Source organism: Actinomadura sp. NPDC000600, from assembly GCF_040492135.1.
Lineage (GTDB): Bacteria > Actinomycetota > Actinomycetes > Streptosporangiales > Streptosporangiaceae > Spirillospora.
Window position 1 is genome coordinate 48,469 of record NZ_JBEUPD010000028.1, and the last position, 22,179, is coordinate 70,647.

At 73.3% G+C, this 22,179-nt stretch carries 19 protein-coding genes; 11 read left to right on the forward strand and 8 right to left on the reverse strand.

Annotated elements, in window-relative coordinates; all coding sequences use genetic code 11:
* The first annotated feature begins 23 nt into the window (after window positions 1-23).
* Both lon and ABWI07_RS31805 read left to right on the forward strand, forming a co-directional pair.
* Window positions 24-2,420: an endopeptidase La gene (gene lon, locus ABWI07_RS31800; protein ID WP_353820825.1), complete on the forward strand. Its 2,397-nt coding sequence runs from the start codon at window positions 24-26 to the stop codon at window positions 2,418-2,420.
* A 158-nt stretch (window positions 2,421-2,578) separates the two neighbouring features.
* Window positions 2,579-3,052 (forward strand): VanZ family protein, encoded by a 474-nt coding sequence (locus ABWI07_RS31805; protein ID WP_149265037.1) that lies wholly within the window; start codon window positions 2,579-2,581, stop codon window positions 3,050-3,052.
* Here the strand turns inward: ABWI07_RS31805 and ABWI07_RS31810 are convergent.
* Window positions 3,012-4,559, reverse strand: coding sequence for a nitroreductase family deazaflavin-dependent oxidoreductase (locus tag ABWI07_RS31810; protein ID WP_353820827.1), 1,548 nt, complete (start codon window positions 4,557-4,559; stop codon window positions 3,012-3,014). The two genes, ABWI07_RS31805 and ABWI07_RS31810, sit on opposite strands and share 41 nt — an antisense overlap.
* A gap of 170 nt (window positions 4,560-4,729) precedes the next feature.
* Here ABWI07_RS31810 and ABWI07_RS31815 point away from each other — a divergent pair, with 170 nt between their 5' ends.
* From ABWI07_RS31815 to ABWI07_RS31850, 8 genes are read left to right on the forward strand one after another with little or no spacing between them, the layout of a single operon-like run.
* Window positions 4,730-5,740 (forward strand): Gfo/Idh/MocA family protein, encoded by a 1,011-nt coding sequence (locus ABWI07_RS31815; RefSeq protein WP_353820828.1) that lies wholly within the window; start codon window positions 4,730-4,732, stop codon window positions 5,738-5,740.
* Window positions 5,737-6,588 carry a TIM barrel protein gene (locus ABWI07_RS31820; protein ID WP_200842476.1) on the forward strand — a complete coding sequence of 284 codons (852 nt, stop codon included), beginning with the start codon at window positions 5,737-5,739 and terminating at the stop codon, window positions 6,586-6,588. Before ABWI07_RS31815 ends, ABWI07_RS31820 begins: the two co-directional genes overlap by 4 nt.
* Window positions 6,585-7,520, forward strand: coding sequence for a 5-dehydro-2-deoxygluconokinase (iolC, locus tag ABWI07_RS31825; protein WP_353820830.1), 936 nt, complete (start codon window positions 6,585-6,587; stop codon window positions 7,518-7,520). Before ABWI07_RS31820 ends, iolC begins: the two co-directional genes overlap by 4 nt.
* A complete protein-coding gene (gene iolB / locus ABWI07_RS31830) occupies window positions 7,517-8,374 on the forward strand; it encodes a 5-deoxy-glucuronate isomerase (RefSeq protein WP_353820831.1) in 858 nt (285 codons plus the stop codon). The genes iolC and iolB overlap by 4 nt, the downstream gene beginning before the upstream one ends.
* Window positions 8,371-10,221 carry a 3D-(3,5/4)-trihydroxycyclohexane-1,2-dione acylhydrolase (decyclizing) gene (iolD, locus tag ABWI07_RS31835; RefSeq protein ID WP_353820832.1) on the forward strand — a complete coding sequence of 617 codons (1,851 nt, stop codon included), beginning with the start codon at window positions 8,371-8,373 and terminating at the stop codon, window positions 10,219-10,221. Before iolB ends, iolD begins: the two co-directional genes overlap by 4 nt.
* A gap of 45 nt (window positions 10,222-10,266) precedes the next feature.
* A complete protein-coding gene (locus ABWI07_RS31840; protein WP_149263717.1) occupies window positions 10,267-11,256 on the forward strand; it encodes a sugar ABC transporter substrate-binding protein in 990 nt (329 codons plus the stop codon).
* The gene (locus ABWI07_RS31845; protein WP_353820833.1) at window positions 11,253-12,305 is read left to right on the forward strand and encodes an ABC transporter permease; all 1,053 of its coding nucleotides are present in this window, start codon (window positions 11,253-11,255) and stop codon (window positions 12,303-12,305) included. Before ABWI07_RS31840 ends, ABWI07_RS31845 begins: the two co-directional genes overlap by 4 nt.
* Window positions 12,302-13,144, forward strand: coding sequence for an ATP-binding cassette domain-containing protein (locus ABWI07_RS31850; RefSeq protein ID WP_149263715.1), 843 nt, complete (start codon window positions 12,302-12,304; stop codon window positions 13,142-13,144). Before ABWI07_RS31845 ends, ABWI07_RS31850 begins: the two co-directional genes overlap by 4 nt.
* A 93-nt stretch (window positions 13,145-13,237) precedes the next feature.
* On the opposite strand, the gene ABWI07_RS31855 is transcribed toward ABWI07_RS31850, so the two are convergent.
* From ABWI07_RS31855 to ABWI07_RS31875, 5 genes are all read right to left on the reverse strand, one after another.
* The gene (locus ABWI07_RS31855) at window positions 13,238-16,387 is read right to left on the reverse strand and encodes a coiled-coil domain-containing protein (RefSeq protein ID WP_353820834.1); all 3,150 of its coding nucleotides are present in this window, start codon (window positions 16,385-16,387) and stop codon (window positions 13,238-13,240) included.
* Window positions 16,384-17,031 (reverse strand): DprA-like winged helix domain-containing protein, encoded by a 648-nt coding sequence (locus ABWI07_RS31860; protein ID WP_353820869.1) that lies wholly within the window; start codon window positions 17,029-17,031, stop codon window positions 16,384-16,386. The genes ABWI07_RS31855 and ABWI07_RS31860 overlap by 4 nt, the downstream gene beginning before the upstream one ends.
* 1 nt (window position 17,032) lies before the next feature.
* A complete protein-coding gene (locus ABWI07_RS31865; RefSeq protein ID WP_149263712.1) occupies window positions 17,033-17,566 on the reverse strand; it encodes a hypothetical protein in 534 nt (177 codons plus the stop codon).
* Complete coding sequence (locus ABWI07_RS31870; protein ID WP_353820835.1) at window positions 17,563-18,783, reverse strand: hypothetical protein; 1,221 nt, start codon at window positions 18,781-18,783, stop codon at window positions 17,563-17,565. Before ABWI07_RS31870 ends, ABWI07_RS31865 begins: the two co-directional genes overlap by 4 nt.
* Before the next feature lie 107 nt (window positions 18,784-18,890).
* Window positions 18,891-20,333, reverse strand: a complete 1,443-nt coding sequence (locus tag ABWI07_RS31875; protein WP_149263711.1) for an aldehyde dehydrogenase — start codon at window positions 20,331-20,333, stop codon at window positions 18,891-18,893.
* A gap of 131 nt (window positions 20,334-20,464) precedes the next feature.
* On the opposite strand from ABWI07_RS31875, the gene ABWI07_RS31880 reads away from it, so the two are divergent.
* Entirely contained in the window at window positions 20,465-21,061 is a 597-nt protein-coding gene (locus tag ABWI07_RS31880) for a mycothiol-dependent nitroreductase Rv2466c family protein (RefSeq protein WP_149263710.1), read from the forward strand.
* Here the strand turns inward: ABWI07_RS31880 and ABWI07_RS31885 are convergent.
* Both ABWI07_RS31885 and ABWI07_RS31890 read right to left on the reverse strand, forming a co-directional pair.
* Window positions 21,058-21,486 carry a cytidine/deoxycytidylate deaminase family protein gene (locus ABWI07_RS31885; RefSeq protein WP_149263709.1) on the reverse strand — a complete coding sequence of 143 codons (429 nt, stop codon included), beginning with the start codon at window positions 21,484-21,486 and terminating at the stop codon, window positions 21,058-21,060. The two genes, ABWI07_RS31880 and ABWI07_RS31885, sit on opposite strands and share 4 nt — an antisense overlap.
* Window positions 21,479-22,165, reverse strand: a complete 687-nt coding sequence (locus tag ABWI07_RS31890) for a RibD family protein (protein WP_200842324.1) — start codon at window positions 22,163-22,165, stop codon at window positions 21,479-21,481. The genes ABWI07_RS31885 and ABWI07_RS31890 overlap by 8 nt, the downstream gene beginning before the upstream one ends.
* Window positions 22,166-22,179: the final 14 nt, after the last annotated feature.

A 22,179-nucleotide genomic window follows, 5' to 3' on the forward strand; every position in this document is an offset into this window, starting at 1 on the left:
GGTCTACTGACTTGGAGCTGAGCATGAGCGAGACCCTGACGCTGCCGGTGCTGCCCCTCGACGACGGGGTCGTTCTGCCCGGCATGGTGGTGCCCCTGGACCTGTCGGAGAGCGGCGAGGTCCGGGCCGCCGTCGAGGCCGCGCGGGCGGTGGCGCAGGCCAAGGGGCCGGGCATCCGGTCGGCGGCCAAGCCGCGGGTGCTGCTGGTGCCCAGGTTGAACGGGCAGTACGCCGGCCTCGGCACGCTCGGTGTCATCGAGCAGGAGGGGCGGCTTCCCGGCGGCGAGCCGGGCGCGGTCGTCCGCGGCGTGCAGCGGGTGCGGATCGGCATCGGGACGACCGGGCCGGGCGCGGCGCTGTGGGTCGAGGGGACGCCGGTCGAGACGCCGCCCGCCTCCGGGCGCGCGCAGGAGCTGGCGAAGGAGTACAAGGGCCTGGTCAGCGCGATCCTGCAGAACCGGGGCGCCTGGCAGGTCGTGGACGTCGTGCAGCAGATCGATGACCCGTCCACGCTGGCCGACAACGCCGGGTACGCGCCGTACCTCACCGACGAGCAGAAGATCGAGGTCCTGGAGACCGTCGACGTGGTGGAGCGGCTCAACCTGGTGATCGGGTGGACGCGCGACCACCTCGCCGAGCTGGACGTGGCGGAGACCATCCGCAAGGACGTCCAGGAGGGCATGGAGAAGACGCAGCGCGAGTTCCTGCTGCGCCAGCAGCAGGAGGCCATCCGCAAGGAGCTGGCCGAGCTGAACGGCGACCCGGCCGACGAGGAGGACGACTACCGGGCCCGGATCGAGGCCGCGAACCTCCCCGAGAAGGTGCGCGAGGCGGCGCTGAAGGAGGTCGACAAACTGGAGCGGTCGTCCGACGCCTCGCCCGAGGGCGGCTGGATCCGCACCTGGCTGGACACCGTCCTCGACATCCCCTGGAACGAGCGGACCGAGGACGCCTACGACATCGCGGGCGCGCGGGAGATCCTCGATGCCGACCACGCGGGCCTCGACGACGTCAAGGAGCGCATCGTCGAGTACCTGGCCGTGCGCAAGCGGCGCGAGGAGCGCGGCCTGGGCGTCGTGGGCGGGCGCAGGAGCGGCGCGGTGCTGGCGCTGACCGGCCCTCCCGGCGTCGGCAAGACGTCCCTGGGCGAGTCGGTCGCGCGGGCCATGGGCCGCGAGTTCGTGCGGGTCGCTCTGGGCGGCGTCCGTGACGAGGCCGAGATCCGGGGTCACCGCCGAACGTACGTGGGCGCGCTTCCGGGACGCATCGTCCGCGCCATCCGGGAGGCCGGCTCGATGAACCCCGTCGTCCTGCTGGACGAGGTCGACAAGGTCGGCGCCGACTACCGCGGCGACCCGACCGCGGCGCTGCTGGAGGTCCTCGACCCCGAGCAGAACCACACCTTCCGGGACCACTACCTGGAGGTCGAGCTCGACCTGAGCGACGTGCTGTTCCTCGCCACCGCGAACGTGGTGGAGGCGATCCCCGGGCCGCTGCTCGACCGGATGGAGCTGGTGGAGCTGGACGGCTACACCGAGCACGAGAAGGTCACGATCGCCCGCGACCACCTGCTGCCGCGCCAGCTCGACAAGGCCGGCATGGAGGCGTCGGAGGTGGCCTTCGGCGACGACGCGCTGCGGCTGCTCGCGGCCGAGTACACCCGGGAGGCCGGGGTCCGGTCCCTGGACCGCTCGATCGCGCGGGTGCTGCGCAAGGTCGCGGCCAACGTCGCGCTCGGCAAGTCGGCGCTGCCCGTCCGGATCGGCGCGGACGACCTGAAGGACTACCTCGGCCGGCCGCGGTTCACCCCGGAGGTCGAGCTGAGCAGGAACGAGCGCCGCACCGGCGTGCCGGGCGTGGCGACGGGCCTCGCGGTCACCGGCGCGGGCGGCGACGTCCTCTACATCGAGGCGTCGCTGGCCGACCGGGAGACGGGCGACACCGGCGTGACGCTCACCGGCCAGCTCGGCGACGTCATGAAGGAGTCGGCCCGGATCGCGCTCAGCTACCTGCGCTCGCGCGGCGCGGAGCTGGAGCTGCCGGTCGGCGACCTGAAGGACCGCGGCGTGCACGTCCACGTGCCCGCCGGCGCGATCCCGAAGGACGGCCCGAGCGCGGGCATCACGATGACGACGGCGCTCGCGTCGCTGCTGTCGGGCCGGCCGGTGCGCTCGGACGTGGCGATGACCGGCGAGGTGTCGCTGACCGGGCGGGTGCTGCCGATCGGCGGCCTGAAGCAGAAGCTGCTGGCCGCGTCGAGGCTCGGCATCACCACCGCGATCGTGCCGAAGCGCAACGAGCCGGACCTCGAGGACGTCCCGGCCGAGGTGCTCGAGAAGATGACGGTGTTCGCCGTCAGCGACGTCCGCGAGGTGCTGGACCTGGCCCTGGAGCCGGCCACCACCGCGGTCGCCGCCTGATCGGAGCGGAGCGCACGCCCGCGCCGGGTTCGTCCCGGCGCGGGCGTTTCCGTACCATCCGGGCATTTCGACATCAATGGACTATCCGGTCATCCCAAAACCCGTGGGCATGCATGGACCGCGGCGAACTGGGGAGACCGCGCCGAGTGTTGGTGGAAATGTGGCAGCCCGCAGCGGCGGGCGAGAGGGTCCCCTGGTACGTCGTCGCCCTGCGCGTGGTGGTAGTGATCATCGCGTTGGGCTTCCTCGGAGTTTTCTTCTACTTCGCTTTCAAGCTCACTTTGACCCCCGTCCAGGACAACGGCCAGGCCGGTGGGAACACCGATCCCGGCCGATCGCTCCGGTTCTATATGGACCAGCCCATCAAGGACGCGCTCCTCCAGGTGGGCGGCAACGTGATCCTCCTGGCGCCGCTCGGCGTGCTCCTGCCCCTGGTCTGGACGTCCCTCCGCGGCCCGGTACGGCTGGCCCTGGTGAGCGGCATGCTCTCGCTGGCCATCGAGACGGTGCAGGGCGCGTTCGTGATGGGACGGGCCTTCGACGTCGACGATGTCATCCTCAACGTCGCCGGTGTCGTGCTCGCCTATCTGCTCATCGGCCGGCGACTTTCCCTGACCCTCCGCGGCCGTTAGCGGGGGTCAGGCGGAAGACCCTCAGCTGCCGTTCCGTGCGCTCCACATAACGGTCGTAGACGGGCCAGACGGCGATGAGGCGAGGCCAGATCTCCTTGCGTTCGACGTCGTCCAGGAGGTGGGCGGTGACGGGGACGGAGCGGCCCTGGAAGCTGACCTCGGCTTCCGGGTTCTTGAGGAGGTTGCCCGTCCAGGCGGGGTGCTTCTCGCGACCGAAATTGGAGCCGACGACGTACCAGCCGCCCGCCTGGTCGGGCAGGCAGGCGAGCGGAGTCCGCCGGGGGAGCCCGCTGACGGCGCCGGTCGTCGTCAGCACGAGGCTGGGCACGAGGAGCTGGCCGAGCAGCAGCCTTCCTCCGGTGAGCCTGTGCAGCGTCCGGTCGACGGGCGGGACGACCTTGGGCCCCACCTTGGAGAACCACTCGGAGCCCGAGACCCGGTGGAAGACGGGTCCGAACGTGCGCTGGACGAGGGTCGGCATCGGGGCCTCCTTGGCGGCGAGCCGTCCGGCCCGGCGCGGGTTCAGATGTCCGCTCTCGGCCAGCCAGCGCAGGCCGTCGGCGACGGTTTCCTCGACGGGGCGCAGCGTGAGGCCGAGCGCGTCCAGGACGGGACGGTCGTCGGTCGGCACCAGCGTGACCATGAACTCGGCGGCGTCCCGGGTGAGCGGGTAGTCGAAGCGGCGGACGCGCTTGGCCGCGTCCAGGGCGGAGCCCAGCGCGAGCATGGCGCGGCTGGGGACGCGGACGCGGCGGCACCGCACCCCGGTGAGCCGGTCGCACAGGTCGGCGTACTGCGGCCAGGTCAGGTAGTGGCCGCCGAGCACCCAGCGGCTCGGCCCCTGCCGTGCCTCCACGGAACGTGCCAACGCCTCGCCCAGGTCGCGGACGTCGAGCACGGACACGCCGCCGCCCGGAAGCGGCCACACCTTGCCGAGCGCGGCGGCGAGGCCCTCCATCAGCGCGTCCAGCGCCGGCTGGTTCGGGCCGCACACGCCGCCGGGGTAGACGATGGTGACCGGAGCGCCGTCCTCCTGGAGGCCGCGCACGTAGCGTTCGGCCGCGAGCTTGGACCTGCCGTAGTCGGTCCGCGGGTTCGCCAGGGCGTCGCCCGCGGTGATGACCGGGCCGGACGGCGGGACGAACACCGCGACCGTCGACACGTGGACCACCGGGGCCAGGCCCTGGGCGACGGCCCCGCCGACCACGTTGCGCGTGCCCTGGACGTTCACCTTCACGAGGTCGCCCGCGCCGCCGGTCACCCCGATCGCCGCGGCGGCGTGGATCGCGGCGTCGCAGCCCCGCAGCGCCTCGGCCACGCGGTCCTCGTCGAGCATGTCTCCGCGGACGAGCTCCACGTCCCGGGCGTCGACGCCCACCGCGCGCAGGACCTTCGCCGCCTTCTCCGGGTCGCGGACCAGCGCGCGCGGCCGGTGCCCGGCGTCGAGCAGGGCGCGCACGGCATGGGACCCGACGAATCCGGAGGCGCCGGTGACGAAGATCCGCATAGGGCAAAACTAGCGCTTGGTATGACCCCCGCGACAGCCGGAGTCCCGAGTACCCGTCCCGGTTTCGGACAACTCCATTACCGGAGAGGCGGACAGTCGGGGCGTTGACGCTTCTGGAACGCTCCATCAGACTCGGTGTCTCCACCTGACGGCCGACCGGGAGGGGATCGATGAGGATCGGACTGGCCGGCGCGGGGCGCATTGGTGCGCGCCACGCCGCCGCGCTGCGAGAGTTGCCCGAGGTGGAGGCGGTGGTCGTCGCGGACGCCGACCCGCGCCGCGCCCGCGACCTCGCCGCGCGACTGGGCGGGGGGCGGCCCGAGGTCACCGCCCTGGACGCCGTCGACGGCCTCTTCTCCGCCGGACTGGACGGCCTGGTCGTCGCGGCGGCCACGGACGCGCACGCGGGCCTGGTGGAGCGGGCCGTCGCCGCGCGAACTCCCGTCTTCTGCGAGAAACCGCTCGCCTCCGATCTAAATGGAACGTTCCAAATCGTCCATGCGGCCGCCGCCGCCGACGTGCCGGTGCAGGTCGGGTTCCAGCGCCGGTTCGACGCGGGGAACGCGGCGGCGCGCGAGGCCCTGGCGTCCGGACGGCTCGGCTGGCTGCACACCGTCCGGTCGTGCAGCTTCGACCCGGCGCCCCCGCCGGCCGAGTACGTCCCCGCGTCCGGCGGGCTGTTCCGCGACTGCCTCATCCACGACCTGGACCTCATCCGGTTCGTCACGGGCCGCGAGGTCGTCCGCGTGATGGCCGCCGGAGCCAACCGGGGCGACGACTTCTTCCGCGAGGCCGGCGACGTCGACACCGGCTCCGCGCTGCTCATCCTGGACGACGGGACGCTGGGCCAGGTCTCGGCCACCCGCTACAACGCCGCCGGATACGACGCCCGGCTGGAGCTGTTCGGGTCCAAGGACAGCGTCATCACCGGCCTGGACGATCGGACGCCCGCGACCGCGCTTCCGGACGGGGACCAGCCCAAGGCCCCCTACGCCGGTTTCATGGAGCGCTTCTCCGACGCCTACGACGCCGAGCTGCGGGCCTTCGCGGACGTCGTGGCGGGCCGCCGCGCCAACCCGTGCCCGCCGGAGGAGGCGCTGGAGGCGTTCTACCTCGCCGAGGCGTGCGAGCTGTCCATGCGGCAGGGCCGGATCGTCGGCGTCGAGGAGGTGCGGCGGTGAGGGTCGCCGGCGCCCCGATCTCCTGGGGCGTGTGCGAGGTGCCAGGCTGGGGCCACCAGATGGAACCGGGCCGAGTTCTCGCCGAGATGCACGACCTCGGTCTCGCGGCGACCGAGCTGGGGCCGGACGGCTTCCTCCCTAGGGCCGCGCAAGAGCGGAATGAACTGCTGGCCTCGTTCGGGTTGGGCCTTGTAGGGGCGTTCGTACCCGTCGTGCTGCACGACTCCGACTTCGACCCGATGCCTCTGGTCGAGCGAGCCTTGGACGACATCGACGGCGTCCTCGTCTTGGCGGCCGCAACCGGCCTCGACGGGTATGACGAGCGTCCCGTCCTCGACACCAAGGCGTGGTCGGTGCTGCTTGCGAACCTGGACGCGATCGCTGCGCGCGCCACCGCCCGCGGCAGGCTCGTCACGCTGCACCCGCACGTCGGAACGGTCGTGGAGCGGCGCGACGAGGTCGAACGCGTGCTGGGGGGATGCAGCATCCCCCTCTGCCTCGACACAGGCCACCTGCTGGTCGGCGGGACCGATCCGGTGTGGCTGGCGCGTTTCGCGGCGCCGCGCATAGCGCACGTCCATCTCAAGGACGTGGACGTGGAGCTCGCCCAACGGGTGCTCAAGGGCGGCGTCACCTACACGAACGCGGTGCGGGACGGCTTGTACAGGCCGCTAGGGGAGGGCGACATCGACATCCCCGACATCATCCGCACCTTGGAGATCGCCGGTTACGAAGGCTGGTGGGTGATGGAGCAGGACACCGTCCTGACCGGCGAGCCCGCGCCGGGCGACGGGCCGTACGGCGACGTCCGCCGGAGCCTCGACTACCTCGCCGGGGTGGCCCGATGACGTTCGACCTCATCACGATGGGGCGGGTCAGCGTCGACGTCTACCCGGACCAGGTGGGCACGCCGCTGGAGGACGTCGAATCGTTCGGCAAGTACCTCGGCGGGAGCCCGACCAATGTCGCCGTGGCGGCGGCCAGGTACGGCCGCAGCGCCGCCGTCGTCACGCGCACGGGGGAGGACCCCTTCGGCCGGTTCGTCCACAAGGCGCTCCGCGGCTACGGCGTGGACGACCGGTACGTCACCGCCGTCCCCGGCCTGCCGACACCGCTGGCCTTCTGCGAGATCTTCCCGCCGGACGACTTCCCGCTGTACTTCTACCGCTACCCCAAGGCTCCCGACCTGGAGATCCGTCCGGATGAGCTGGACCTCGACGCGATCCGCGCGGCGCGCATCGTCTGGGCCACGGTCACGGGCCTTTCGCAGGAGCCGAGCCGGGAGGCGACCCTGGCCGCGCTGGGGGAGCACCCCGGACAGACCGTCATCGACCTCGACTACAGGCCGATGCTGTGGGAGGACCCCTCAGAGGCTCCGCACTGGGCCGGACTCGCCTTGGAACGGGCGAGGGTCGCCGTCGGGAACCTGGAGGAGTGCGAGGTCGCCGTGGGGGAGCGGGAGCCGCATGCCGCCGCCCGCGCGATCCTGGCCCGCGGCCCGGAACTCGCCATCGTGAAGATGGGCCCGGAAGGCGTGCTGGCGGCCACCGCCGACGAGGTGGTGGAGGTGCCGCCGGTCAAGGTCGACGTGGTCAACGGACTCGGCGCCGGGGACGCGTTCGGCGGCGCCGTCTGCCACGGGCTCCTCGCCGGTTGGGGCCTGCGGCGGCTCATCGAGTTCGCGGGCGCCGCAGGGGCGATCGTCGCGTCCCGCATCGCCTGCTCCGACGCGATGCCCACCCAAGACGAGGTCGACGAACTGCTGAAGGAGCCGCGATGAAGTACCACCTGCCCGCCGGAACCGCCGCGGAGGCCCCGTACGGGCTGGTCGTCACCCCCGAGTCGGCGGGGTGGGCGTACTCGTCGCTGCGGGTGCTGGAGCTCCCGGAAGGCGGGTCGCACGAGTTCGGCACCGGCGAGTTCGAGATGATCGTCTTGCCGCTGGCGGGGTCGTGCGTGGTCGAGTGCGACGGTGAGCGGTTCGGGCTTGAGGGCCGCGAGGACGTCTTCGCCCGGGTCAGCGACTTCGCCTACGTGCCGCGCGACGCGCGGGTGACGGTGCGGGGGCACGGGCGGTTCGCGCTGGCGGGCGCCCGGTGCGAGCGGCGGCTCGCGCCGCGCTACGGGCCCGCGGAGGCGGTTCCGGTCGAGCTGCGGGGCGCCGGGTCGGCGAGCCGGCAGGTCAACAACTTCGGGACGCCGGAGGGGTTCCCGTTCGCCGAGAAGCTGATCGCGTGCGAGGTGCTCACGCCGGCGGGCTGCTGGTCGTCGTTCCCGCCGCACAAGCACGACGAGCAGACGGCGGACGAGGCCGTCCTGGAGGAGATCTACTACTTCGAGGTCGCCCGGGACGGCATGGCCTACCAGCGCGTCTACGGGTCGCCGGGACGTCCGATCGACGTGCTGGCGGAGGTCCGCAGCGGCGACGCCGTGCTGATCCCGCACGGCTGGCACGGCCCGTCGATGGCTCCGCCGGGGCACGACCTGTACTACCTCAACGTGATGGCCGGGCCGTCGCCGGAACGCGCGTGGCGCATCTGCGACGACCCGGCGCACGCCTGGATCCGGGACACCTGGGAGGGGCAGCCGGTCGACCCGAGGCTGCCGCTCACCTCGGCGGAGGGACGTTCATGAGACTCACGGTGGCGCAGGCGCTGGTGCGTTTCCTGGCGGCGCAGTACAGCGAGCGTGATGGGGCGCGGCGGCGGTTCTTCGCCGGGTGTTTCGGGATTTTCGGGCACGGCAATGTGGCGGGGATGGGGCAGGCGCTGCTGGAGCACGGTGATGGGCTGCCGTACTACATGGCGCGTAATGAGCAGGCGATGGTGCATGCGGCGGCGGGGTTCGCGCGGATGAGTGACCGGTTGTCGACGTTGGCGTGCACGACGTCGATCGGGCCGGGTGCGACGAACATGGTGACGGGTGCGGCGCTGGCCACGATCAACCGGTTGCCGGTGCTGCTGCTGCCCGGTGATGTGTTCGCCACGCGTCCGGCGAACCCGGTGCTGCAGGAGTTGGAGGATGCGCGGTCGTTCGATGTGTCGGTGAACGACTGCTTGAGGCCGGTGTCGAAGTTCTGGGATCGGATCAATCGGGCGGAGCAGTTGCCGGGGGCGTTGCTGGCGGCGATGCGGGTGCTGACCGATCCCGCCGAGACCGGGGCGGTGACGTTGGCGCTGCCGCAGGACGTGCAGGCCGAGGCGTTCGAGTGGCCGGAGGAGTTGTTCGCCGAGCGGGTGTGGCGGATCGCGCGTCCGGTCCCCGAGCCGGCCGTGCTGGCGGAGGCGGCGGCGCTGGTGCGGGCGGCGGAGCGTCCGTTGATCGTGGCGGGGGGCGGGGTGATCTACTCCGGCGCGACGCAGGAGTTGCGGGCGCTGGCCGAGCGGACGGGTGTGCCGGTGGCCGAGACCCAGGCGGGCAAGGGCGCGCTGGCGTGGGACCACTCCTGTTCGGTGGGTGCGGTCGGTGCGACCGGGACCGCGGCGGCCAACGCGCTGGCGCGCCGGGCCGATGTGGTGGTGGGGATCGGGACCCGTTACAGCGATTTCACCACCGCCTCCCACAGCCTGTTCGCCGACCCGGCGGTGAAGTTCGTCAACATCAACGTCGCGCGGTCGGACGCGGTCAAGCTCGCGGGCTGCGCCGTCGTGGCCGACGCCCGGGAGGGCATCCGGGCCTTGGACGCCGCGCTGGACGGCTACACCGTCCCGCAGGCGCACACCGACCGCGCGCGGGCTCTGATGGCCGACTGGAACGCCAAGGCCGACCTGGCGTGCGGGCCCCAGGGCGGGGAGCTGATGACCCAGGCCGAGGTGATCGGGGCGGTCAACGAGGTCAGCGGTCCGCGGGACGTGGTGGTGTGCGCGGCCGGGTCGATGCCCGGCGACCTGCACAAGCTGTGGCGGGCCCGAGACCCCAAGGGCTACCACGTCGAGTACGGCTACTCCTGCATGGGCTACGAGATCGCCGGGGGGCTCGGGGTGAAGATGGCCGCGCCCGACCGCGAGGTGTTCGTCATGGTCGGCGACGGCTCCTACCTGATGATGGCCCAGGAACTCACCACCGCCGCCGCCGAAGGCGTCAAACTGATCGTCGTCCTGGTCCAGAACCACGGCTACGCCTCCATCGGCAACCTGTCCGAATCGGTCGGCGCCCAGCGCTTCGGCACCCGCCACCGCCTGCGCACCGGCACCGGCCTGGACGGCGACCCCATCCCCGTCGACCTCGCCGCCAACGCCGCCAGCCTCGGCGCCGACGTCATCCGCGCGTCCGCCCCAGGCGACCTGCGCGACGCGCTCCACCAGGCGCGCAAGTCCCCCCGGACCACGGTTATCCACATTGAGACGAACCCCTTGGCAGGCACCCCCGACAGTGCGGCATGGTGGGACGTCCCGGTCGCGGAGGTGTCGGCGCTGGACTCCACCCGGGAGGCTCGCGCCCGGTATGAAAGGGATAGACGAGCGCGCCGCCATCATCTGTGATCAACTCCTCAGACCGACCATTCGGGGAGAAACGGAGAGCAGCCGATGAGAGGCGTTTTCGCGCGCGGGACGTCCAGGGGTCTCGCTGTGCTGGCCGCCGCGGGGCTGCTGGCGCTGAGCGCCTGCAGCAGCTCGGGCGGCAAGAAGTCCGAGGAGACGCCGGAGGGCGCCGGCCCCCGGCTGAAGATCGCGATGGTCACGCACTCCGGCGCGGGCGACACCTTCTGGGACATCGTCCAGAAGGGCGCGAAGGCCGCCGCCGCCAAGGACAACGTCGAGTTCCTGTACTCGGCCGACCCGGACGGCGGCAAGCAGGCCCAGCTCGTCCAGGCCGCGCTCGACAAGAAGGTCGACGGCATCATCGTCACCCTCGCCAAGCCGGACGCGATGAAGGACGTGCTGGCCCGCGCCGCGGCCGCGAAGGTCCCGGTCGTGTCGATCAACTCCGGCGCCGAGGAGTCGGCGAAGCTCGGCGCGGTCGCGCACTTCGGGCAGGACGAGTCGATCGCCGGTGAGGCGGCGGGCACGGAACTGGCGAAGATCGGCGCGAAGAAGGCGCTGTGCGTCGTCCACGAGCAGGGCAACGTCGGCTTGGAGGACCGCTGCGCCGGAGCCAAGAAGACGTTCGGCGGCGACCTGCAGAACCTGTTCGTCCAGGGCACCAACATGCCGGAGGTGAAGTCGTCCATCACGGCCAAGCTCCAGGCCGACAAGAGCATCGACGGCATCCTCACGCTCGGCGCCCCGTTCGCCGCGACCGCCGTCGACGCGGTGAAGGAGACCGGCAGCAAGGCGAAGGTCGGCACGTTCGACCTGAACAAGGACCTCATCGCCTCGATCAACTCCGGGGCGATCGAGTTCGCCGTCGACCAGCAGCCCTACCTGCAGGGCTACGAGGCCGTCGACGAGCTGTGGCTGCTGAAGAACAACGGCAACGTGCTCGGCGGCGGGCGCCCCGTGCTGACCGGTCCCGCGATCGTCACCAAGCAGAACGCCGGGCAGCTCGAGGCGTTCGCGAACCGGGGGACGCGGTGACCCAGGCGGTCGCCGAGCCGCCGGTGGCCCGCCCCGACGAGCGCCTGGCCCGGCGGTCGCCGCTGCGGCGGCTGCTGGGCCGCCCGGAGCTCGGCGCGCTGCTCGGCGCCCTGGCGCTGTTCGTGTTCTTCTCGGTCGTCGCCGACGCGTTCCTGCGCGCCGGGTCGTTCTCCACCGTGCTCTACGCGGCCTCCACCTTCGGGATCATGGCGGTCGGGGTGTCGCTGCTGATGATCGGCGGCGAGTTCGACCTGTCCGCCGGGGTGATGGTGACCTCCTCGGCGCTGATCGCCGCGCTGACCGCCTACCAGTTCACGCTGAACGTGTGGGCGGGCGTGGTGATCTCGCTGGTGCTGACGCTGGCGCTCGGCATGGTGAACGGCGTCCTGTACGTCCGGACGCGGCTGCCGAGCTTCATCATCACGCTCGCCACCTTCTTCATGCTCGCGGGCCTGAACCTCGGCGTGACGAAGGCGCTCACCGGCAACGTCGCGAGCGACTCCGTCCGCGACATGGACGGCTTCTCCTCCGCCCGCGCGGTCTTCGCCTCCGACGTCGACGTGCTCGGCGTCAACGTCAAGATCACGGTGTTCTGGTGGCTGCTGTTCACGGCGGTCGCCACCTGGCTCCTGCTGCGCACCCGCCTCGGGAACTGGATCTTCGCGGTGGGCGGGGCGTCCGCCAGCGCCCGCGCGGTGGGCGTGCCCGTCGACCGCGTGAAGATCGGCCTGTTCATGGGGGTCGCGTTCTGCGCGTGGTTCTCCGGGATGCACCTGGTGTTCGCGTTCGCGACCGTCCAGTCGGGGGAGGGGATCGGCAACGAGTTCCTCTACATCATCTGCGCGGTCATCGGCGGGTGCCTGCTCACCGGCGGCTACGGCTCGGCGATCGGCGCGGCGATCGGCGCGTTCATCTTCGGCATGACGAACAAGGGCATCGTGTACGCCGAGTGGAACCCCGACTGGTTCCGGTTCTTCCTCGGCGCGATGCTGCTGGTCGCCACCGTGGTCAACCTGGTCGTGCGGCGCAGGGTGGAGCGGTCGGTATGACGGAGGCGAAGGAGGCGCCGCTCATCAGGCTGACCGGCGTCGGCAAGAACTACGGCAACGTCATCGCGCTGCGCGACGTCGACCTGGAGGCGTCCGCCGGCGAGGTCACCTGCGTCCTCGGCGACAACGGGGCCGGCAAGTCCTCGCTCATCAAGGTCGTCGCCGGGCTGCACCGCCACGACAGCGGGACCTACGAGGTGCGGGGCGAGAAGGTGGCCTTCGGGTCGCCCCGCGACGCGCTCGACCGCGGCATCGCGACCGTCTACCAGGACCTCGCGGTCGTGCCGCTCATGCCGGTCTGGCGCAACTTCTTCCTCGGTTCGGAGCTGCGCGGGCGCTTCGGCCGCCTGGACGTCGGGACCATGCGCGAGACCACCCACCGCGAGATGGCCGCGATGGGCATCGACCTGCGCGACGTCGACCAGCCCATCGGGACGCTGTCGGGCGGCGAGCGGCAGTGCGTGGCCATCGCCCGAGCCGTCCACTTCGGCGCGAAGGCCCTCGTCCTGGACGAGCCCACCGCCGCGCTCGGCGTCAAGCAGGCCGGGGTGGTGCTGCGCTACATCGTCCAGGCGCGGGAGCGGGGCCTCGCCGTCGTCTTCATCACCCACAACCCGCACCACGCCTACCCGGTCGGCGACCGCTTCCTGATCCTCAACCGGGGGCGCAGCATCGGCTACCACACCAAGGAGGAGATCACCCGCGAGGAGCTGACCGCCCTCATGGCGGGGGGCAGCGAACTGGAGGAGCTCGCCCACGAACTCGACGCGGCGGGCTCGTCCGCCGCCGCAGCCCAGGTGACGAAGGAGGCCGAAAGCCTGGGCCTCACCGAAGACTGACGACACCCCTGTGCCGCTCACCGCGCCCCGGGCCGCTGCCGCGGCCCGGGGCGCGGTCGTCGTGTTCCGGGCCGGACACCGGAGCCCGGCTCGTCACCGCGCCTCGGGGGGCCGCCGAGGTTCGGGGGCGGTCGGGTCGGGCGTGGCCGGGTCGGGGCGGGCGGCGGTGATGTGGTCGGCGAGTTTGCGGACGCGGGCCTCGTGCTCGTCGTAGCCGACGACGACCGGGGGCTCGTTGTAGGGCATCGTGTCGGACGAGCGGCGCAGCTTCACGTACTGGCCGCACGCGTCGATCGCGTACGGCTCCATGTCGTCCTGCAGGGCGCCGATGACGGTGATGCCGTGCGTCTCACCGATCTTGCGGAAGAGCGCCACCGCCTCCTTGCGGTGCTCCTTGCCGAGGTTGCGGCCGAGCTCGTCCAGCACGAGGCACAGCCGGCCGCCGCCGGAGCTGGCGAGCGCCGCCGCGCACACCAGCTTGACGGCCTTCTCGTCCATGAGCGCGGTGTTGGCGCGGCGGTTGTAGGGGACGTACCGCTGCCCGTCCGAGCGGCGCCATTTCGGCGTGACGCGCCAGCGCCACTCCTGCTCGGGGTCGCCCGGCTGCTCCGGCGTGGGGAACTCCAGCGTCGCGCCGTACCCTCCGTACGCCACGTCCAGCTTCTCGAACTCCTCCGACACCCGCTGCAGGCGCGCGCGGATCGCGGCCGTCAGCGCCGTGCGGTGCGCCTCGGCCGCGCCGGCCGCCTCCGTCGCGCCCTTCTGCGCCTTGTCCAGGTCGGCGCGGCGCGCCGACAGCTGCACCTCGATCTGCCGTCGCTGGTGCTTCTCGTAGTCCTCCTGCTGGCGCAGGTAGCTCTCCACCGCCTTCACCAGGCGCGGGAACGTGGCCTGCTCGCGGTCGGTGCGGCGGCCCTCGCCCTCGGCGCGCTCGCGCAGCAGGAACCGCATCTCCTCGGGCATGTCCTCGTCGGACGGGCCGTCGGGGAAGACCCGCCGCAGCGCCTCCGACAGGTGCTTCTCGGCGGTGTGCCACCACTCGGCGGGCGTCCAGGTGGCCTCGTCCTCGTCCAGGCCGGACAGCCACTCGGCGGCGCCCTCGCGGGAGCCGCCCCACGCCTTCTCCAGGTCGTCCAGGCCGAGCGCGGCGCGCCTGTCGGCCAGCTCGGACGCGGCGCGGCGGACCTTGTCGCGCTCGCGCTCGTGGCCCTCCTTGCGGCCGCGCAGCCGGTCGACCTCCAGCGCGCGCGTGTCGGCCTTCGCTTGCAGCCGCCGCAGCGCCTGCTCCGCCGCCCCGAGGCGCGGGCCGAGCCGCGACTCGCTGCCGCCCAGCTCCTCCAGGCCCTCGCGCAGCCCCGCCATCGCCGAGCGGACCTCCTCCAGCTCGGCCGCCGCCCGCGCGCCCGCGAGCCGCCGCCCGGCCAGCGCCACGTCGGCGGCGGCGTCGGCCGTGGCCTGCCGCGCGCTTTCCAACGCCTCCTTGGCGGACTCCACCGCCGTCCTGGCCGCCTGGACCCGGGCCACGCGCCCCGTGACGGGCTCCTCGAACCCGCCGACGACCACGGCCCCCGTGCCGTCCCCTTCGAGAGCGGCGAAGAAGCCGGCCGGCGCGGGTTCGCAGGCCACGCCCTCCGGGAGCGGCCCAGGGCCGTCCGCGGGCACGATCATGGAGCCGGGCATGCCCTCCAGGGCGGCGACCGCGGCGTCCAGGTCGTCCGCCCCGACGACGACGGCCTCCCGGTACGGCCAGAGGGCGGCCTCCCACCGCTCCCGGACGTCCTCGGCCAGCTCCACGGCGTCCAGCAGGCCCACCGCCGCGATGCCCGCGGCGGACAGCGCGCGGATCTGCGCGGGCGCGCTGCCCTCGCCCGCCTCCGCCTCGGCCAGGGACCGCTCCGCGCGGGCGACGGCGCCCTTGGCCATCCCGTACTCCTGCTGGGCCTCGTCCCGGCGGGCCTCGGCCTCCGCCAGCTCGGCGCGCGCGGTGTCGCGGTCGCGCCCGTCGGCCTCGCGGCGGCGCTCCTCCAGCGCCGACACGCGCCGGCGCAGCTCGTCCAGGCGGTTGCGGGCGACGGCCTTGTCGGCGCCGAGCTTGTCGGCCTGGCCCTTCAGCTCGGCGAGCGCCGCGCCCGCCTCCTGGAGCTGCGCCTCCAGGGCGCCGCCGGTGAGCTGCTCGATCTCCTTCTCGGCGGCCTTCGCCGCGGCGGCGAGTTCCTCGCCCTCCCGGTGCAGCCGCTCCTGGTCGGCGGCGTGCGCGGCGTCGGCCTCGGCCGCGTCCGCCAGCAGCCGGGCCTGCCGCGTCCGCCAGTGCCGCACGGCCGCGGCCACCTCGTCGCGGGCCCGGTCGCGGCGGTCGAACGTCTTCAGCAGGCTCGCCGCCTCCCGCTCCCACTCGGCGAGCCGCTCGGCCGCCTCCGCGGCCTTGGCGCGCTCGCGGTGCTCCTCCGCGCGGGACTTGCGCTCTGCCTCCAGCTCCCGGTCCAGCCCGGTCAGCGCCGCGATCGCGCTGAAGATGCGCTCCGGGCTGATCTCGTTCAGCGGCTGCGACAGCAGGTTCGTCGCGACCTTGGACCGCACCGACGTCGACAGGAACGACACGCACCGGACCTGCCCCCCGTACAGCACGCGGGACAGGTCCTTCGCGACGAGGTCGCGGCGCCCGGCGCTGCGCGGCAGGCTCGCCCACAGCCGGTCGGCCAGCGACACCCGGTCGGCCTCGGACGGGGCCGACGCCAGGTAGACGCCCTGCCGCCACCGGATCTCCAGGTGCGGCGCGTCGACGTTCACCCGCAGCCACACGGTCACGGCGGTCTCGCCGTGCTCGTCCGCGGTCCCGTCCTCCGAGGTCCCGTCCTCCGCCGCGGCCCCGCCGCCCTCCGGGGGCTCGGCGTGGTCGAATACCCCGACGATGTACCCGTGGTCGGCGCTGGCCCACTGGCTGTCGCCCTGCGCGGCCAGTTCCGCGTTGAACAGCAGTTCCGCCACCGCACGCGCGCCCGATGCGAACCGCCACTGCTCGTCCCCCAGCAGCGCGGTGATGGCCGCGATGAACGATGACTTGCCCGCGCCGTTGGAGTCCTTCGGCCCCTGCCCGGCCACAACGATGAGCGTCCCCGGGACGGTCGGCACCGGATGCGTCGACAGCCGCGAGATGTTCACCGCCTGCACGGCCACGAGGGTCCGGTCGCCGACGACGTTCTCGGCGTCGCGCGCGGTCACCATCGGTTCGAGGACCGCCGTCATGTGTGCTCCCCCTGCTCGCGTTCCCGCCCCCTGCGCCGCGCCCGGATCGCCGCCGCGAGCGGCGAGTCCGGCCCGGCGGCCAGGATCAGCTCCTCTTGCAGACGCCTTCGCGCGGCGCCGGTCAGCCGGTGGAACTGCGGCCCCGGCACGAACCCTCCCGCGTCGTCCGCCCCCGCCTTCACCTGCGACACCAGCCCGGCCAGCCGCAGCCGCCGCAGCGCCGACTCCAGCTCCCCGACCGGCAGCTGCGTGCGGCGGCGCAGCTCGTCCAGCGGCGTCGGGTGGGGCGACAGCCACGAGTCGTCCTCCAGCAGCCCCGCCGCCCTCGGGATCGCCACCGAGTGGATCAGCACCAGGGTCAGGACGGCCCGCTCCCGCACCGGCGGGACGCACTCGGGGTCGGCGGGTAGCTCCGCGGCGACGTCGTCGCGGTAGCCGGAGATCCAGCGGGTCTGCTCCGACCGGATGAGGGTCCGCCCGCTCAGGGCGAGCATCTGCTCCACCGTCCTGCGCAGCGCCGGCTCCCGCAGCGCCGCGAACCGCACCTCCGAGACCGGCTCGGCGGCGTGCTCGACCGCCATGTAGGCCGCCACGAGCTCCGCCCGGCGCCGCTCGTCGTAGGGCCGCAGCACCGGTTCGAACATGTCACTCACCCGCGTCCTCCCCGGTGCCGGGTTCGGGGAGGCGGCGCAGGAGGTCGCGCAGCGACCCCAGGGAGCCTTCCGGCCAGAGCGCGACCCGCGGACCGGGGCGGACGGTGCCGGAGGACTCGTCCAGCAGCAGCCAGCCGGTGTCGGACAGGCGGCGGAGCTCGCCGGTCGCCCAGCGGCGGGCCAGGTCGGTGTCGCCGCGCGTCATGCCCGCGTACACCTCCAGGACGTCCGCGACCGTGGACGGCGAGCCCGGCCAGGGGGCGTCGTCCAGGCGCGTCCAGCAGCAGCGCAGGGCCGCGGCGAGGACGCGGCGGGCCTGGCCGGCGCGGTCCAGGGGCATGGGGGCGGTGTCGTACTCCTCCAGCAGCGCGGGCGTCGCGCCGTCCGGCCACTCGGGCAGGAGCCAGACGCGGTCGCCGTCCGCCGCGGCGACCGTCCCCGGCGGCACCGGTTCGGACACTGGGACGGACGGCCCGCCCAGGACGCGGGCGCGTGCGCGGGCCAGGACATGCGGGTCGACGGTCACCGGTCCGTCCTTTCGAACCGGCCCGGGGACACCCATGTCGGGGAGCCCTCCGGACGCACCGCCAGGCCGTCGGACCAGACGAGGCGGTAGGGCAGTTCGGGGTGCAGGTGGATGGACGACAGGTCCGCGAGCATGCGGCGGGCCGTGGCCCAGTCGTGGGCGAGGACGTCCTCGACCGCGATCGCGTCGTGGCCGCGGAGGATCTGCTCGGCCAGGCCGCGGAGCCTCTCCGCCGCGGCCGTGTCCGAGCCGGTGTCGCCCGACAGGCCCGGGTCCGGGACCGACGGGCGGGGCGGCGCGGGACGCGGGGGCGTGGCGCGCGGGCCGTCCTCCACGGCCGTCACCACGGCGGACGGCTCGTGCCACGGCGCGGGCGCGTCGAAGACGAACCCGTCCAGGACGGCGGCGAGGTCCTCGCGGGACGCGGTGCGGGTGAAGGTGCGCCACGTCTCGGGCGGCAGGAGGGTGAGGTTGCGGGTCGTGCCCGCCGAGTCCGACAGCCGGGCGGCGGCGCGGCGGGAGGCGTCGCCGTAGGCGTAGATGGCGGCGCGCAGGTCGGTGCAGGTGCGGTCGAGCTGCGGCCAGCGGCGCAGGATCGCGCCGTGCAGCCGCTCGGCGCGCAGCAGGATCTCCTCGGTGCCCCAGAGCTTCGGCGCCTGCTCCCGGAGCTCCTCGATGGTGCCGTTGGTGAGGGTGACCAGCTCGACGCTCCACAGCCGGAACGCGCGGGCGAGGCCGTCCGCGCCGTCGCGGGCCTGCTCGGGCGTCATGCGCGGGTCGGCCACGTTGAGCTGCTCCAGCGCGAGGAGCCGGTGCATCTCGCTCTGGCCGCCGTCAAGCATCATCCGCCGGACGAACATCAGCCCGACGACGCTCGTGAACGAGGCCCTGTAGCGCAGCTGGTTCGGCTTGGGGAACACCTCGCGGACGGCGCCGAGCCCCTTGAGCACCCGCAGCCGGTTCTCGAAGACCTCGGCCGGGTAGCGGCGGCACACGTACCGCATCTGCTCGCGGCTCAGCCCGTCCTCGCCCGCGTCGGCGAACGCCGCGAGCAGCGTCTCGGCGACGTCCACGAGCTCCGGGTCGTCGACGACGGCGCCGCTGTCGCGGGCCAGCGCCGCGAACATCTGGCGGTAGACGCCCAGCACGGCCTCGCCGACCAGGACGTCGTCGAGGCTGGCGGCCGCGTTGTCGGAGGCAGGGGACGCAGAGGACACGGCGCACTACGGTACGGCCACCGCGCCGCCAAGGTGGAATCGGCGCGGTCGCGCCCCGGCCTGCGGGCGTTCCCGCGCGCCCGGTGGGCGCGCGGGAACCGCGGAGGTCAGCCGGCGGGGGCCGGGTGGGGGATGGACTTGTGCTCCAGGTAGGCGTGCAGGCCCTCGGGGCCGAGCTCGCGGCCGAGGCCGCTGTTCTTGTAGCCGCCGAACGGGGTGTTCGGGTCGAGGGTGTACATGTTGACGCCGCAGCTCCCGGTGCGGATGCGGCGGGCGACCTCCACGCCGTGGTCGACGTCGGAGGTCCACACCGAGCCGCCGAGGCCGTAGTCGCTGTCGTTGGCGATCTTGATGGCGTCGGCCTCGTCCTCGTAGGGGATGAGGACGAGGACCGGGCCGAAGATCTCCTCGCGGGCGATGCGCATGTCGTTGCCGACGTCGCCGAAGACGGTGGGCGCGACGTACCAGCCGCGGTCGTGCGGGCGGTTCAGGCCGCCGGTGATGATCTTGGCGCCCTCGTCCTGGCCGATCCGGATGTAGTTCTCCACGCGCTCCTGCTGCCGCTTGGCGACCAGCGGGCCGATCTCGCAGCCGTAGTCGGCGGGGTCGCCCACGTTGAGGCCGCTCACCATGGTCGCGAGCGCGTCGGCGACCTCGTCGTAGCGGCGGCGGGAGGCGAGGATGCGGGTCTGGGCCGCGCACGCCTCGCCGTTGTTCATCAGCGAGGCGAGCTTGAAGCCCTCGACGGTGGCGGCGAGGTCCGCGTCGTCCAGGATGATCGCGGCGGACTTGCCGCCGAGTTCGAGGGTGACCCGCTTGAGCTGCTCGCCGCAGACCGCGCCGATCTTGCGTCCGGCGGCGGTGGAGCCGGTGAAGGACACCTTGTCGACGTCGGGGTGCGCGACGAGGTAGGCGCCGACCTCGCGTCCGGCCGGGACGAAGTTGACGACGCCCTCGGGGATGCCCGCCTCGCGGATCCACTCGGCGAGCAGGTAGGTGTCGAGGGGGGTCTCGGGGGAGGGCTTGGCCACGACGGTGCAGCCGGCGATGAGCGCGGGGGCGAGCTTGAGCATCAGCGTGAACTGCGGGACGTTCCACGGGACGATCGCCGCGACGACGCCGACCGGCTCCTGGGTGACCGTGACCGGGCCCAGCATGCCCTGCCGCTCCTCCTCCCAGGTGTAGGCGGCGGCGAGGTCCACGTAGTACTGGAGCACCATCTGCGGGATGGCGGCCTGCCCGAACACCGAGAACATGATGGGCGAGCCCATCTCGGCGGTGACGAGGTCGGCCATCTCCTGCTGCCGCTCGGCGTAGATCGCGGAGAGCCGGCCGACGATCTCGGCGCGCTCGGCGGGGGTCATCCGCGGCCAGGGGCCCTCGTCGAAGGCGCGCCGCGCCGCCGCGACGGCCGCGTCGATGTCGGCCTCGGTGCCCTCGGGCACCCGCCCGATGACCTCCTCCGTGTGCGGGGACACGACGTCGATCACGCCGGTGCCGGCCGGTGCGGCCCACTCGCCTCCGATGAACAGCCGATCGTGCTCGCGCATGCTGCTGTGCCTCCCCTGCCCGAAGGGCCGACGCGGGTAACCGAATGCTTGCTTGGCCACAGCATCGCATGACGTCCCCGGGCGTTGGCAAGAGCAAATGAGACTGGAGTCTCATTTGATAGAACGGGCCCATGGCCGAGATCGCGGACGTCTGGTTCGACCCCGCCTGCCCGTACACCTGGATCACGTCGCGGTGGCTGCTGGAGGCCGCGCGGGCCCGGCCCGTCGAGCCGCGCTGGCACCTGCTGAGCCTGGCGGCGCTGAACGAGGGCCGCGACGACGATCCCGAGAGCGACCCCGAGGGCTACCTGTGGCTGCCCGCCCGGGTCTGCGCGGCGGTCGCGGAGCAGGCCGGGCAGGAGGCGCTGGGCCGCTTCTACACCGCGTTCGGCTCCCGCGTCCACGAGCGGAAGGAGACGGGGCCGCAGACGATCCCCGACGCGCTCGCCGAGGCGGGCCTGTCCGCGGGCCTCGCCGAAGCGGCCCTGTCGGACCGCTACGACGCCGCGGTCCGCGCCTCGACGGCCGCGGGGCTCGCGCGGGTCGGCCCGCACGTCGGCACGCCCGTCGTCGCGGTCGGCGAGGTCGCGTTCTTCGGGCCGGTCCTGTCGCGGATCCCGCGCGGCGAGGAGGCCGGGCGGCTCTGGGACGGGACGCTCCTCGTCGCCGGGGTGCCCGGCTTCCACGAGCTCAAGGGGGTCCCGCACGCCGACCCCGACCCCTCCTAGAGCAGGTGGGCGTTCGGGCGGCGGGCGCGCTCGGCGAGCGCGGGCAGCTCGACCGCCTCGACGCCCGCGGCCTCCAGGATCTCCGCGCCCGTGCCCGCGGCGAACAGGGCCGGCTCGCGCCAGGCGAACACGACGCGCCGGGCGCCCGAGGCGACGATCAGCTCCGCGCACGTGCGGGGGCGCGACGCGCGGTGCCCGCACGGTTCGAGGGAGCTGTAGACGGTCGCGCCGGCGAGGTCCCCGCCGGTCCTGGCGAGCGCGGCCTCCTCCGCGTGGTCGTGCGGGTCGTCCTCGCGGGAGAAGCCGCGCGCGATCTCCAGCCCGTCCGCGCCGACGATGACCGCGCCCACCGAGAACGCGGTGCGCGAGGGCGGGCACAGCGCCGCGAGGTCGCAGGCGAGCGCCAGCCAGCCGAGGTCATCCACGCGCGCCTCCGATCAGGTAGCGCAGCAGGGCGAGGTCGCCGATGCGGGTGGCCTCCGCCAGCCGCATCGGGCGGGCCGGCGACTGCGGGAACACCCCGGACCGGACGAAGCGCGGCGCGGACGGGTCGCCGATGAAGAACGGCGCCACGACGAGCTGGATCTCGTCCACCGCGTCGGCGGTGAGGAACAGCGTGTGGATCCCGCCGCCGCCCTCGACCATCAGCCGCCGGACGCCCCGGGACGCGAGGTCGGCGAGCACCGCGCTGAGTGCGGGCGGGTCGCCGGCGTCCACGACATCGGCGAGGCCGCCCAGCCGGGCCGCGAGCTCCGGAGCGGTGCCGGTCGGGGCGTACACGAGCTTCGGGGACTCGCCCGTGGTGAAGAACTTCGCGCCCGGGTCGAGGTCGCCGCTCCAGGTCAGCGTCACCTTGGTGAGGTCGCCCGGCAGCCCGCGCGCGACGCGCTGCTCCCGCCGCGCCGCGGAGCGCACGAGCAGCTTCGGGTCGTCGGCCCGGACGGTCCCCGCGCCGACGAGGATCGCGTCGCAGCCGGCGCGCACCGCGTCGACCCGGTCCCAGTCGGCCGTGCTGGACAGCCGCAGCCGCTCCGGAGTCGCGTCGTCGATGTAGCCGTCGGCGGACATCGCGCAGCTCAGCAGCACGTAGGGGCGCTCGCTCACGCCGCCACCCTACG

What these genes read in the sequence shown, in the direction of transcription:
- lon (WP_353820825.1), top strand. Translation starts at nt 24, where the DNA reads ATGAGCGAGACCCTGACGCTGCCGGTGCTGCCCCTCGACGACGGGGTC.
- ABWI07_RS31805 (WP_149265037.1), top strand. Translation starts at nt 2,579, where the DNA reads ATGTGGCAGCCCGCAGCGGCGGGCGAGAGGGTCCCCTGGTACGTCGTC.
- ABWI07_RS31810 (WP_353820827.1), bottom strand. Translation starts at nt 4,559, where the DNA reads ATGCGGATCTTCGTCACCGGCGCCTCCGGATTCGTCGGGTCCCATGCC.
- ABWI07_RS31815 (WP_353820828.1), top strand. Translation starts at nt 4,730, where the DNA reads ATGAGGATCGGACTGGCCGGCGCGGGGCGCATTGGTGCGCGCCACGCC.
- iolC (WP_353820830.1), top strand. Translation starts at nt 6,585, where the DNA reads ATGACGTTCGACCTCATCACGATGGGGCGGGTCAGCGTCGACGTCTAC.
- iolB (WP_353820831.1), top strand. Translation starts at nt 7,517, where the DNA reads ATGAAGTACCACCTGCCCGCCGGAACCGCCGCGGAGGCCCCGTACGGG.
- iolD (WP_353820832.1), top strand. Translation starts at nt 8,371, where the DNA reads ATGAGACTCACGGTGGCGCAGGCGCTGGTGCGTTTCCTGGCGGCGCAG.
- ABWI07_RS31840 (WP_149263717.1), top strand. Translation starts at nt 10,267, where the DNA reads ATGAGAGGCGTTTTCGCGCGCGGGACGTCCAGGGGTCTCGCTGTGCTG.
- ABWI07_RS31850 (WP_149263715.1), top strand. Translation starts at nt 12,302, where the DNA reads ATGACGGAGGCGAAGGAGGCGCCGCTCATCAGGCTGACCGGCGTCGGC.
- ABWI07_RS31855 (WP_353820834.1), bottom strand. Translation starts at nt 16,387, where the DNA reads ATGACGGCGGTCCTCGAACCGATGGTGACCGCGCGCGACGCCGAGAAC.
- ABWI07_RS31860 (WP_353820869.1), bottom strand. Translation starts at nt 17,031, where the DNA reads ATGTTCGAACCGGTGCTGCGGCCCTACGACGAGCGGCGCCGGGCGGAG.
- ABWI07_RS31875 (WP_149263711.1), bottom strand. Translation starts at nt 20,333, where the DNA reads ATGCGCGAGCACGATCGGCTGTTCATCGGAGGCGAGTGGGCCGCACCG.
- ABWI07_RS31880 (WP_149263710.1), top strand. Translation starts at nt 20,465, where the DNA reads ATGGCCGAGATCGCGGACGTCTGGTTCGACCCCGCCTGCCCGTACACC.